Origin of the sequence: Legionella santicrucis, assembly GCF_001468135.1 — a bacterium.
Classification (GTDB): Bacteria; Pseudomonadota; Gammaproteobacteria; order Legionellales; family Legionellaceae; genus Legionella; species Legionella santicrucis.
In genome coordinates, this window is record NZ_LNYU01000054.1 from 141,368 (window position 1) to 153,879 (window position 12,512).

Here is a 12,512-nt window from a genome sequence, read left to right on the forward strand (position 1 = left end):
TCCTGTATTCGTGCCAGCGCCTATTTATAATCTGAATACAGATCTTGAATTCTTGCCTGCTGCACGAATTGACCATCGGGTGTATAGCGTTTTTCCTGCACCATACGATTCACCATTTCCATACTTTGACAACCACCCCTGTCAGAAAAAGGACATCTTGCATCCTGATTGTCGAGGATGGATTTCGAGCAGGCACATAACTGCGACACTAAGAAAAGGGTACTCAATAAAAATAGAGGTTTAGTCATGAAGTGGCTCCTCATTTTGTACGGTTGAAAATAATGGGGTAGAGGGTTGTCCTGGTTGATTTAAGAGGGGATTCTCAACAGGATTAACGGTTTGAACCATGGGCTCTTGATTATTGGACTGCATCAATGAAGCGCCATTCACAGGGTGTGTATTTAATTCATAGGCACGGCTTACAGTGGTTGTAACCCCAGACTCGTTTTGGGCATGTCCTTCATTGATAGCGCGTCCTGACTCGTACACCTGATGTTCTTTGTCTATCCAAAAGCCTTTAGTAAATAAAACGGACACACGACGACCAGCACGTGCCACAACCAGTGGATGATAAATATCAGCAATGCGCATTACATAGTCTGAAATACGATTGGCAGGATTACTAAGCGCACCACCAGCAGCCGATTGAGCAAGGGTTGATGCCTGCCCGTAGGTCGTAATGGTGCCAGCCCCCGGATTGATTGTTTGAGCGGTATTTAAATTCTTTAAGCCATCACCAAATCCTGCCAGCATGCCTGCCGCTGCCGAATAGGTTAAGAGCGGCTTTGTTTTTAGAATGGATGTTCCGCGTAAATCCTGCATGGCATCCAAATCAAATACAGAGCCGTAGGCCTTTTGTTCAAAATTGATGTTGTTTCCTGCGCAAGACAGTGTTTCTAAATGCATCACCACGGAACTTCCTGATAAATCACCATAAGTGGATACCAGGGCGACACAGTCTTCCAGATGAGAACGCTGATTGTTGGGCATGATTCCTCCGCTGGTAAGGCGGATTAAAGCAGTTCCCATGTTTTTTGAGCCGTTTATTCCTGCATCACCTAAAACCCCAGTCAGCAACACCCCTTCAACAAAGGTTCCCGCCCAAACATAATTTTTAGAGGTTCGCACTTCCTTGTTTTTTTTCTTCCGGTTGTTAAATTGCACTGTTTCCAGTCCTGATTTTGCGAGCAGTTCGCGCTCTGCCTGATGCTTTTTCTTTTGCTGTGCTTCCATTTCTTCACGAGTTGGCGGCCTAACGGTGACCAGGCTTGCCTGACGGGTAGAAACCAGTGCAACCTGTAATTGTTCGTTCATTTTTTTATTTTCTTCTTCAAGGTGTGAAAGCTGTTCTTTCATGGCCTGGATCAAAGCTTTTGTTTCCGAATTTTCTGTTTTCACAGGTGCTGCTTCCTGCTGTTTTTTATGATGTTCTGCCACTAACTCTTTTAAAGAATCAATTTGTTGCTGCTGTTGCAGAAGGAGTGCTTCGTCACTGCCCTGATTAAAAGTACTTTCAAAAATACTCTCGAACGGAGCTTCTTCCTGGTGGACTGGTTTTTTTTTCTCAGCTGATGAGTAACAATAAAATCCATAGGATGCCCCACCCACCAGTAATAAAATGGCTGCGTGCTTCAATTGTTCCTTTTTGGCCAGTTTATTGGCGTTTTGAGGTTTTAGCGTCAACCATTGTTTTATTTTTTTAAACATTACCTACTCTCCTTCCAACTCATTTTAAGCAGCTTCTGGTTTATCCCTGATTGCTGTATAACCCATATAAATAAGCGATTTTTTTAGGTGGGAGCGCCTCATCACTTAATGACAGGGATTCTGCGTCCTTATGGGCAAATAAGGCGGTTGTAAGCGCCAGCTCATGATTTGATGTATTTTCTAACCGATAGATAAAGCCGGTGAAACGCTTCCCCTGATATTGTTTTTCAAGAGTTACCTTAATGTTTTTTTTAATGTAAAAAGAACGTGGAGTAATTCGTTTCTCATTAAATTCTTTGGGGGTCTCCCCTGCTTTCATGGCAGCGATTGCCTCATCTACTTCACTGGCATCAGGGGTATCCAGTTTCACAAATTTCAATTTTGTTTGAGCGCGCGGCACAAGCCTTAAGGTTTTTCCAACCGATTCATCAGGTGTCAGGGTAAGTGATACGTGATGTCCTTTATCTGTAGTTAGGAACAGGGTAATGGGAACTTGAAAATTGGGCTTTATATACACCGAAGAATCCGTGCTTTCAGGGTTATCCATCTCACTTTTATCTACTGTAATAGCATGCTCTGGGTAACTTAATTTAGTGATCGATTCCCCTTCAACAAACACACGATTAAAGTTAATACTCGATAAGGTCAGATTAAACTGCTCTCCTTCTTCAAAAGCGATGACCGAAGGAGCTGTGCTTGCACAAACAATTCCTGAGCACAAACAACTTATAAGAAGAATGTTTTTTTTAACTTGATCATAAATTGAGTTAGTCATGGTGTATCTCCTGAATGGACACAAGATTTAAAAGGCCTGATTGATGTGAAAACTGCACTCGATACATTTTGTGTTGTGGCTTTAATTGAAGCCCATGGCTTGTGCGATACAATTGCCCTTCGATTTGACCTTGATTTTTAGAGACATCCACGGATACTTTTTCAACATAAAAAACTGAGCTTACATTTTTTTCATGTACTGTTTTTCGCTCGGCATCCAATAGTTTGGAAAACGATTCCTGGTATTTCGCTGGAATCAGATGAGACAGCATGGTGTAGCGTGCATCAATGGTCTCAGGATTGTAGGTCAGGCGTAAGTCAGCAGCTTTCTGCGTCATTTCTTTCAGGTATTCGGGTGAATAGCCTTTATCACCAATGCTAAACTCTAGACCAGTACACACTGGAAGCCAGTGAACCTGCTTATGCAGTAAGGTATAAAAATTTAAGGCGCAAAGGACAATAATTGCAAACGTACTCGATAGCGCCCAAATCAGTGTCAGCTTGAATAACAGTCTGTTTTTTGCAATCGCATTATCACGAAATGAAGTATCCATTAAATCACCTGATATAAATTCGGTTGGCAGAATCGGGAAAAGCTCGAAATACAAGGGACGTTAACCTGTGAGGCAGCGACCAGTATACGATGGCAAACAGACTCCGCAGAGGCAGTCCTCCATACTTGATATGCATCGCAACGCTTAGGGCTGCGCCTATCATAAAAAGCTGATAGGCAAGTCCTGTTAAAAGCCCAATTCCCGTGAGTAAAAAAATGGGCAGGCCTGTGGTAACAGGAATACCCGCAATTTTAGGCTCATCAGAGAGCATAAAGGTTTGGTAGTTGCGAGCCATTATTTCAATGCCCAGTGAGTAAACACCATCAATACAGGAACACCCGCAAGGACTGCGATATTTTTGGTTTTGATGTAGGCATAAGCCCCTGCAAGCCCTTCTGCTAACAAAAGAAAATAAGGGAGATCTGAATCCGCTCCAAAGGTTGCCTTTACTTCCTCTTTTAATCCAGAAAGCCGATTCTCAGCAGCAAAACAGGAGTCTGGCATCAAACACAACAGTGCCAAACCAATCATTAAAAAAGGGAGCAGCTGCCTGGCATACAGATATCCTTTAATGCTCAAATCGTTCATTGCTGTTCTATAGTTCATCACATTCTCCTTTTTTGGTTAAAAAAATCCCCCTGAGCCCCAATTTGTGCTCATTTTTTATTCTTTTTATTTAATGAATCGTGTTTTTGTGGTTTTATAAAGAGCGCTTATCCATCCATGGTTACTCCTTTATCAAGCATGCTTTGACTTAATAGGTGGTTGTTCTTTTTAAGTTCAACTAAAATTTGCGTCAGTAGGTGATTTGCAGAATCCAGTTTTTTGAACAAAGCCACATACTCAACTGCTTTTGCTATGTCAGGAACCTCCTTATCCATTGCTAGCAAAAGCGTAAAAAGCGCTCCACTGGAAAGAATGTGTTTAAAATATTCGACATCCTGTTCATCATTTTCAGTTGAAACGGCAGTCAGATTCTGATTAATCTTAAAATTGTTTTCAGGCAGTGTTGTGGGCTCTGCATGAATAACTCCACTCACAACGATGAGGGTCATCGACAGCATGAGTGTTTTAATTGGGTTCATTGAGCGCTCCTTTTATTTTTGTTATGAACTTAAGCTTTTAAAATTAGTCCGATGTTTGGTCTGTTTCTGGTATGTTGATGTTCTCAAGTTCACTTTTCATCACAATAACTCGTGCAAGATAGGGTTTTACCTTCGGTGATAAATGTGTACAGTAGCTTCTTACATTGCTGATTGCTTTTAATTCATTGTATCCATAAGCCATAGAAACAACTGCACTGTCTTTTTTATGATGCTGCAATTGGGCTCCTGCTGATTCCAGGTAGGCTGCAGCAATTGCGACATCTCCAGAACATAAATCGGAATTGTTTTCTTTGGCAATCTGGTTGAGTTGATAAGACGTATCAAAAATTGGTCTTTCTAAATCGTAGTGATTCGAACTGGTTGCAACAGCACAGGGTGAACCCAGTGCGGTGATGATAAGTCCTGCTATTACATTGATTCTCATTACTATTCCCTCTTTAACTCATTATTGTTTTTTAAATCCTATGCACTTTTTTCATGAAGCTCTAATCAGGCTGCATCAAAAAATGCCCGCTAATGTTTTTACCAGACCTTGTTCCAATGCGGGTCGTGCTTCTGCAAAACTCAGATTGACTTTATCGGCATTGGATACCACCCGCGTTCTATAGCGTTGGTAATCACTGTGTTTGCTCAATGTCTGTGTGGTTCCAGATGCAGTGCCATTTTGAAGGTTGGAATTAAACTGCTCATGAACAGTACCTTTTCCAACGCGCTCAGAAATTTGTACATCGGTAATCATCGTGTAATTCACTGCCTTGACTAGAGAATCTGCAGCCAAACCAATAATTCCCCCACCAATACCTGCACCAATCATGGTGCTTGAATGACCGCTTAATGCACCCAGTGCAGTTCCTGTTGCTGCCCCTGCCAATGCACTGCCATACCCGCCACCTAGCGCGGATTGGCTTGCAGACGCGCTCATTTTTCCCACCTTAAGAATATTGGCCTGCAGCAGGTAATGGGCTTTGGATGGATTTCCAACCACTTTATAGCCATGTTCTTCTAATGCCTGCTTTAGTGACTTATCAATGGATAATGACTCTTGAGAAGTATTCTTAATTGTGATGTAAATCGTTTTTTGACTTTGAGCCACAGGATCAAGAAAAATCGTTTGGCTGAGTTTTGTATCTGTTTCTAAGTTACGATGTTCGATCACTGTTGATGTTGCAGCACAGCTCACCAACAGGGCAAAAGATCCAGTTAAAGCTAAAGTGGTAATTGCCTTTTGTATCTGGTTAATGCATGGTTTCATATTATTCCCTTAACTCGTTAGTATGGTGATTTGAATGGTTAATGAGTCTGTACGCCCCGTGCTTCCTTCCACTGACCAGGCTTATTTAAAAACAGAGATTGTTCTTTTTTAATTTTTTGATGTATTTCCTGACGATGAATAATTACATCTTGTGGTGCATCGAACCCTAAGCGGACTTGATTACCCTTAACACCGAGCACGGTGATATAAATGTCATCATTGATTAGTACGGTTTCGCCTATTCTACGTGTAAGTATTAACATGCTGTGTTCCTTTTATTGGTTAGTGAATTGAATATTCTTTTTTTTGTGAATCAATCTCGAATCGAAGCGCTTCGCATGCCAATCGTGCCTCCATTGCAATGTGCCAGAAATCGCATTCAGGGATTTCCTGATAGGCCAGAGCTAATGACTCAGAGCAGGCGTTTAAAAGACAGTACAGCTCTTCCTTTGTAAACAGTTTTAAACATGGAATTTGTTTCATCATGCAACTCCCAATAACTGGCGAATTTTCGCAAGGTGTGTTGTTGCAATGTCTTTTGATTGAGGCAAAGTGCACAGCACCTTCTCTTTAATTTCCGGGATCTGGTGTCCTTGTCTCATTAAATGACATACCCGTTCATATGCCTCTTTAAATACTGCAAAAGAATGGCCTTCATTATCAATTTCCAGAAATTTAAGCCCCAGTCTTTTGGCAGTAAATTTAACCACTGCATGACTCCAGTTTGGGTTCGTTGAATAAGCGCTGTTTAAAACCTCCCTATGCGCCTCGGCAGCAGAAGGCAGGCGCAAATCACTATAAAAGCCAAGACACAAAGCTCGAAACTGCAGGCAATTGGGTGGAAATTCACAAAACTTGTCGCCTTTACTCAATGTCATTAATCGCTCCACACCACTGTCTAATGCTTTTGGAGTTAAATCTTTAAGTGCAGCAAACCAAACTCCTGTATCATTCACTCCATGCTTACTGATAAAAAGTTGCCCGTATATTGCAGTCAGCTTCATCCAGAGGCTGGACAAGTGTTCCTTCGATAAATGAACCGGAGTTGAGTTCATTGCCTGAGGTGTCCCAGAGTGAGTCGATTGAAATGCCATGATGTTCGCTGACTCGCTCAAGTGCTGTTTGGTTAAGAGTGCTTTGATTTGTACCACGCTCATTGTGATGACTCCTTAATTGTCCTTGTGCCTTTTGTAGTTGTTTTTGCATGTATTGGGCATCTCGCTCAAGCCAGTTAATGAATACTGGATTAAAGTCAGCCCATAGAGTGTTTTGTTTTTTGTTGTGCTTGATAAACGCCTGAATTTCTTCTTTGTCAGTTACTTTGGTTAGTCCCATGGAAAATGCCATTTCGATGGTTTTTGTGTTTGGGTAAAAGTCATCGCAAATTGGTTTTTTGCTGCAACAAAAATCATTGCTCGCAATTTCAGTTTGTTTGTTTGAGTTAGTTATATTAAATATATTAATATTCTTTGCAGAGCTCTTTAGTGTGTTAGCTTCTCTGTTAACTTCTATGTTAGATTTTCCCTCTGAATCTCCTTCTCTATCAGAATCTATAAGGGATTTAGGTGAATTAAGATCTGTGTTAACTTCTTTCTTTATAATCAATTGATTATAGATCTTAGGGACCTCTGGGAATATAAATTTTAAATTTTGCCCTTCAGTTATAACTTGAAAGTATTCGCTACACTCATGTTCTATAGACTTTATGAAATTTCTGATGGTTTGCTTAGATGGAACACCACTGTTGATTCGACCTGGAGCGGTTTTAATCTCTAAGGATCTTGATAGATCACGATAACTAATGTCAGATACAATTCCCGTAAGAGGATTTGCAAGATTTAATAGTTCATAAATAATTAATCTAGGACCATAGGGTAATAATTGAAACTTTTTTTCTATTTGTTTCCTAGCATTAATGTATAACTCAACATCAAACTTCATCAACAAATCCTTTTATTTATCTAATTTATTAGATAAGACTATCAGCCAATGGTAAAAATTACAATAATTTTTTTACCATTAAGGTAAATTTATAATGATTTGTCATACCTAATATGCTATAACGCATTGTATTTTGATGTTTTTTATACTATTTTTTTGGTAAATTCTTACGAAGATTTATTAACCATTTTGGTATATCATAGAATAAACATGCACCTGACTGAATTATTTAAATATGAGCAATCCTGTAATAGACAATGTTTCATCCCCCGAGTCTCGGGGCAAGAGAATAAGATTCATACGCGAGCATCTCCTGTCTTTTACACGAGAAGATTTTTGTCGCGATTCTAATTTTACTGCTCAATCATTAAAAGGATGGGAATTAGCATGGGGAGGAGGTTTATCCCAGCAGGGGGCTGTAAAAATCGTTAAACGAGCTAAAGAGTTAAATATTTATTGCACAGAATCATGGTTAATGCATGGCATTGGTAAAAATGCCACAAAAATCACAAAAGATTTAGATATCCAAGAGGGTGACGAAAGCCACATAGCTAAAGAATTACTACTATTCAGAGAACTACAACACTCTATTGACACCGTTATAAAAGATGATGGCATGATCCCTCTCTTATACCCTGGGAATTATGTTGGCGGTATAATAGTCAACAACATTGAGAGTGCCATTGGCAAAGATTGTATTATTATTGCGGACAATGATGAAGTATTTGTCAGGATCTTAAGGCATGGACAAGAACCAGCTCGCTATGACTTAGTTTGTTTAAATGAAAAAACTACATTAGTGAAAAAAGAAATAAAAAATACCGCCATTAAATTTGCAGCCCCAATTGTATGGATCCGCAGAATATTTCGAGAAAATAATTACTAATGAAAGCTTACAAAAAAGATATTTTGCCACATCAAGAATTTTATATAATCAGATTTACTAAAAGCTCGAGTCTACCTTATGCTCTTTTCATTCATGGTGGCCCTGGTCTCAATTGTGGAACCATAGAGTATCTTATTGATCATCATAATTTATTTAATTCTCTCCAGTGCAATATTATTCTGTATGATCAACGAAATTGCGGTAAATCTAATAAAATTAAAAAGTTAGTATTACAGCAAGATAATATAAATGATTTGCAAAAAATAATTCTATACCTTGATGACCATTTTAATCTTAACATCCATGCTTTGATTGGACATAGTTATGGTGCAAAACTTCTTTTTGATTACTACAAAAATTATGAGTCGACCATCCCTGGTGTTTTTGTTTCTACCGCTCAATCAATACTAACACCTCGTTTGAATAATTTAATGCTAGACCTATCCTATCTGAAAAAAAGTAATTTAGAGTTATATAACAAAATATTAAATGAAATTAATAATCTTGACCTTAATAAAATCTGGGAACTATCAGAACAATTAACTCCAGTTTTCCAAGAAAATAAAGACAGACCTTATTTATATTGGGCCAATTTAGAATATTATAATTTGGTTCAAAATGCACAGAAAAAGATCAATCTACCATTGGATATGAACACGTTTATCAGTGTAAGAAAAGATCTTTATTCAAAAGAAGCCAATTTTTCTGTTAATATTAATGAGCTTAAAATACGTAAATTATGGATAAATGGTTTTCACGATTTTGTCATGAACGGACACCAAATAGCATTGTCGAACATTCATGAAATTATAACTTTCAATAAATCGTCTCACTACCCACATCTAGAAGAGAATGATCGTTTTAGTGAGCTTTTAAATGAATTTATTAAATAGCTCTAAGGCAATCATCTTATTGTTTTCTATACTAATATCCCCTGTTGTTCACGCACAATCTAAAATTAAAATATGTTTGACCGGTAGGATTGTAGAAAATTTAAAATCATATGGTCAGTCTTTTTTAAATGCAGCATATCTTGCCAAAGAAGAAAATGATCTCTCTAACAAAGTTGTGATTAAGAGTTATTTTTATAATAACAGACCATTGGAGCCAATGCATATTTATAATCAAATGGTAAATGACTCTTGCTCTGCAATTATTGGGTTTGAATATCTATCAGACTTGTTATTAGCTGTAAAAGAACAGAAAAATGACACCATTCCTATTTTTACTTCCTACGCTAGCACCACCAACTCTGATCAATTACCTAAGAATATTTTTATCTTTATGCCAAGCTATAATTACCAAGCTGAAAAAATGATGAGCTACTTACATGAGCGCTATAAAAATATAAACAACGTGTTGCTTATAACGGAAATTAACCGTGATGAGATGCTAAAGTATAAGGAAGTGTATTCCAGCATTCTAAAAAAGGAACACGTACAATATTCTACATTTGATTTTCTAGAAAATGACAGCGATATAGAGGGAAAATTGAGCATTTTTTTGAATGAACGAAAATATCAATATGTTTTTTTATTGTCAGGTGCAATAGCATCAGCAAAAATTGCCAATATTATGAATAACCATAGCACTGTTTTTATTGGCACAGAAAACTTTGGTTCTTCAGTTAGTCAAACATTTTTTATGCGACTAAATGATAAAGTAATTCACTCTCATTTTATCCGCAATTTAGATTTTATACAGCCCTATGATGCTTTAACTAAATTTGAAAATATTTATATTCAAAAATTCCATGAAAAACCCACTGTATTGGCAGCATACACTTATGATTCGATGAAGATTATTTTGAAAGCATTGAATAGAACCGGTATCGTCAATACAAACAGCATATTAAGTACTGATTATATTGGCATTACCGGGGCTTATTTAAATAATGGTCAATTTTATCGATCGACCAATTACGTTATTTTATCAGTTAATAGCAATGGATATGCTTATGAAAAATAAAAGCTCTTCAATCAAAGCAATTTTTATCAAGAAAATGGCATATTCTGCTCTAATCCAATTTATTATTTTTGGATTTATACTCATGCTTGCAAAAGATTATTTTCATAATCAGATGAGTGTCTTTTCCAGAAATTTAATTATTAATGACTCATTTACCACTGATGAAATTGGTAGATATCAGCTTCTTAATAATAAGGATGCTCTTGATTTAGTCCTATACAATTTAGGTAATGAACGCAAACTAGACTCAATAAAATTTGTTCCTTTAAAAAATAAAATTGAAGATGTAGGTACTTGCGAAGAAAACAGCAAAAATAATTACCTTCTATGCAAAAAAGATAATGGGCAAATTTCCGGTATAACATTAATTAAAAATGATGAAAAGATATTGGGCTCGGTGGTTGCAAGTAAGCAATATAATTCTATCTATACTTTGCCAGTGTCCTATGGGCTTTTGTTAATTTTATTGATCGTACTTGGAATATTTCTTTTTAATTTCTTATTTCTATTCCTTTCTATGAGAAAAAAAATAGCAAACAATACCGAATACTTGCTTGATTTTATTTCATCACATCAAAGTAATAATGCTGTTGATTTTGCAAAAGTTGAAATTAATGAATATAGACAAATTGCTAATAAATTTATTGATGAACATCGAGAAATAATCAATTTACAGAAAGAAAAAGCCTATTACGAGGTAAGAAAAAATATTGCTGAGCTTGTTGCTCACGATATCCGATCACCATTAGCGGCAATAAACACCGCACTATCAGATGTAACATCGATTCCTGAAAATAAACGCATTATGATCAGAAATGCAGCTAAAAGAATCAATGATATTGCTAATAACCTACTCTTACAATCTAAAAATAATTTGCTTGACTGTAAAAGTAGTGAAATATATATGAATAATTCTCCAGAATTAATATTTGTAGTTTTAGATAATATCGTTGCAGAAAAAAGATATGAATATTACGCAACCAAAATCCAAATCAACTTACTTGGGTCCGACCACTCATATAATTGTTTTTCTAAGATACACCCTGATTCTTTTAAGCGCGTTCTATCTAATCTCATTAATAATGGTATTGAGGCAGTTAATTCTAATGGCTCTATTATTATCTCTCTAACATGCAATACTACGCATGTCGAAATTATTATTGAAGATAATGGCTGCGGCATTCCTCCCGATATCTTGCCAAAGGTTACAGAGCAAGGATTTAGCTTTAATAAGAAAACTGGTGCTGGTTTTGGTTTATCTTATGCTAAACAATATTTAGAGCAGATCAATGGTTCAATGCATATTCACTCTGAAGAAAAAGTTGGGACAAAAATTCATATCACTCTAATTAGGTCTAACCCCCCTAGTTGGTTCTGTGACTCAATGAATATTAGGTATGGTACTAATATTGTCGTATTAGATGACGATATATCCATCCATGACGCATGGAATGAACGGTTTTCAAATATTTCACACGTTAAAATGTTTCATTTTTATAACGCGATCGACTTAGTTCAGTATAAAGTTGATCCAAAAACTCCAATATTATATTTAGTGGATTATGAGTTGCTCGCTGATATTAAAAATGGTTTAGATGTGATTGAAGAGCTTAATTTAAATGGTAAAGCTATTTTAGTTACCAGTTGCTTTGAAGATATTGCTATACGAAATCGATGTGAAAATATTGGCGTTAAAATCATACCAAAATCTTATGTACCTTATATTAAAATTATTGAGACTCCAGAGAAAGAACTTATAAATACGGTGGTTTTTATTGATGATGATGAAATGATGCGAATGACTTGGATCTTTGCGGCTGAAGAGGCTGGACAAAGTATTTCAACCTATTCGTCATTTGATGAGTTCGTAAATGAAATAAATAATTATTGTAAGAATACTCTTATTTATATTGACTCAGATCTAGGAAACAATGTTAGAGGCGAGGATTGCGCAAAACTCCTTTTTGATAAGGGGTTTATTGACGTTCATCTTGCCACTGGCCATTCGCGAGATCGATTTCGCCAAGTGCCATGGATTAAAACAATTGTTGGTAAAGAGCCACCTTTTCAATTTGCACACGGGAATTCAACATGAACTCTACGGATAAAGATAAATTAAAACACGATTTTTTAAACTCAATTGTTATCATCAACAGCATGACAAAATCTGCTTCGAGTTTCATGAATACAATTTCACAGTCAATGGATACCGTCGATATTAACCAAAAGCAGATGGAAAAATTTTTATATTCTATGAGCGCTATACGTGAGCAAACTTCAAAGATTGAAAATTATTTTTTATCTCTTTTTAATGAATAATTGTG

The 12,512-nt window shown here is 36.8% G+C and carries 18 protein-coding genes; 5 read left to right on the forward strand and 13 right to left on the reverse strand.

Annotation, left to right across the window (positions count from 1 at the left end):
• Positions 1–20: 20 nt before the first annotated feature.
• The 13 genes from Lsan_RS11745 to Lsan_RS11805 form a co-directional block, all read right to left on the reverse strand.
• Positions 21–248 (reverse strand): hypothetical protein, encoded by a 228-nt coding sequence (locus Lsan_RS11745; RefSeq protein WP_014845147.1) that lies wholly within the window; start codon positions 246–248, stop codon positions 21–23.
• The gene (locus Lsan_RS11750; RefSeq protein ID WP_014845148.1) at positions 241–1,707 is read right to left on the reverse strand and encodes a TraB/VirB10 family protein; all 1,467 of its coding nucleotides are present in this window, start codon (positions 1,705–1,707) and stop codon (positions 241–243) included. The genes Lsan_RS11745 and Lsan_RS11750 overlap by 8 nt, the downstream gene beginning before the upstream one ends.
• 40 nt (positions 1,708–1,747) lie before the next feature.
• Positions 1,748–2,482, reverse strand: a complete 735-nt coding sequence (gene traK, locus Lsan_RS11755; RefSeq protein WP_014845149.1) for a type-F conjugative transfer system secretin TraK — start codon at positions 2,480–2,482, stop codon at positions 1,748–1,750.
• Positions 2,475–3,035: a TraE/TraK family type IV conjugative transfer system protein gene (locus Lsan_RS11760; RefSeq protein WP_041174155.1), complete on the reverse strand. Its 561-nt coding sequence runs from the start codon at positions 3,033–3,035 to the stop codon at positions 2,475–2,477. Before Lsan_RS11760 ends, traK begins: the two co-directional genes overlap by 8 nt.
• 4 nt (positions 3,036–3,039) lie before the next feature.
• Positions 3,040–3,330, reverse strand: coding sequence for a type IV conjugative transfer system protein TraL (gene traL, locus Lsan_RS11765; protein WP_014845151.1), 291 nt, complete (start codon positions 3,328–3,330; stop codon positions 3,040–3,042).
• Positions 3,330–3,641, reverse strand: a complete 312-nt coding sequence (locus Lsan_RS11770) for a type IV conjugative transfer system pilin TraA (RefSeq protein WP_014845152.1) — start codon at positions 3,639–3,641, stop codon at positions 3,330–3,332. Before Lsan_RS11770 ends, traL begins: the two co-directional genes overlap by 1 nt.
• 107 nt (positions 3,642–3,748) lie before the next feature.
• Positions 3,749–4,120, reverse strand: coding sequence for a hypothetical protein (locus Lsan_RS11775; protein ID WP_014845153.1), 372 nt, complete (start codon positions 4,118–4,120; stop codon positions 3,749–3,751).
• 43 nt (positions 4,121–4,163) lie between these two features.
• Entirely contained in the window at positions 4,164–4,565 is a 402-nt protein-coding gene (locus Lsan_RS11780; protein WP_014845154.1) for a hypothetical protein, read from the reverse strand.
• Between the two features lie 75 nt (positions 4,566–4,640).
• Positions 4,641–5,393 carry a complement resistance protein TraT gene (locus tag Lsan_RS11785; protein WP_014845155.1) on the reverse strand — a complete coding sequence of 251 codons (753 nt, stop codon included), beginning with the start codon at positions 5,391–5,393 and terminating at the stop codon, positions 4,641–4,643.
• 38 nt (positions 5,394–5,431) lie between these two features.
• Entirely contained in the window at positions 5,432–5,656 is a 225-nt protein-coding gene (gene csrA / locus Lsan_RS11790; RefSeq protein WP_014845156.1) for a carbon storage regulator CsrA, read from the reverse strand.
• A gap of 19 nt (positions 5,657–5,675) precedes the next feature.
• Positions 5,676–5,879, reverse strand: coding sequence for a hypothetical protein (locus Lsan_RS11795; RefSeq protein WP_014845157.1), 204 nt, complete (start codon positions 5,877–5,879; stop codon positions 5,676–5,678).
• Positions 5,876–6,349, reverse strand: a complete 474-nt coding sequence (locus Lsan_RS11800) for a hypothetical protein (protein ID WP_223499707.1) — start codon at positions 6,347–6,349, stop codon at positions 5,876–5,878. Before Lsan_RS11800 ends, Lsan_RS11795 begins: the two co-directional genes overlap by 4 nt.
• 7 nt (positions 6,350–6,356) lie before the next feature.
• Positions 6,357–7,334 (reverse strand): hypothetical protein, encoded by a 978-nt coding sequence (locus Lsan_RS11805; RefSeq protein ID WP_014845159.1) that lies wholly within the window; start codon positions 7,332–7,334, stop codon positions 6,357–6,359.
• Positions 7,335–7,569: 235 nt separating this feature from the next.
• On the opposite strand from Lsan_RS11805, the gene Lsan_RS11810 reads away from it, so the two are divergent.
• From Lsan_RS11810 to Lsan_RS11830, 5 genes are read left to right on the forward strand one after another with little or no spacing between them, the layout of a single operon-like run.
• The gene (locus Lsan_RS11810) at positions 7,570–8,220 is read left to right on the forward strand and encodes a helix-turn-helix domain-containing protein (protein ID WP_014845160.1); all 651 of its coding nucleotides are present in this window, start codon (positions 7,570–7,572) and stop codon (positions 8,218–8,220) included.
• The gene (locus Lsan_RS11815; protein WP_014845161.1) at positions 8,220–9,113 is read left to right on the forward strand and encodes an alpha/beta fold hydrolase; all 894 of its coding nucleotides are present in this window, start codon (positions 8,220–8,222) and stop codon (positions 9,111–9,113) included. The genes Lsan_RS11810 and Lsan_RS11815 overlap by 1 nt, the downstream gene beginning before the upstream one ends.
• Complete coding sequence (locus Lsan_RS11820; protein ID WP_014845162.1) at positions 9,097–10,188, forward strand: ABC transporter substrate-binding protein; 1,092 nt, start codon at positions 9,097–9,099, stop codon at positions 10,186–10,188. Before Lsan_RS11815 ends, Lsan_RS11820 begins: the two co-directional genes overlap by 17 nt.
• Positions 10,178–12,283 (forward strand): sensor histidine kinase, encoded by a 2,106-nt coding sequence (locus tag Lsan_RS11825; RefSeq protein WP_041174156.1) that lies wholly within the window; start codon positions 10,178–10,180, stop codon positions 12,281–12,283. Before Lsan_RS11820 ends, Lsan_RS11825 begins: the two co-directional genes overlap by 11 nt.
• Complete coding sequence (locus tag Lsan_RS11830; protein WP_019350432.1) at positions 12,280–12,507, forward strand: hypothetical protein; 228 nt, start codon at positions 12,280–12,282, stop codon at positions 12,505–12,507. Before Lsan_RS11825 ends, Lsan_RS11830 begins: the two co-directional genes overlap by 4 nt.
• The last annotated feature ends 5 nt before the right edge of the window (positions 12,508–12,512 follow it).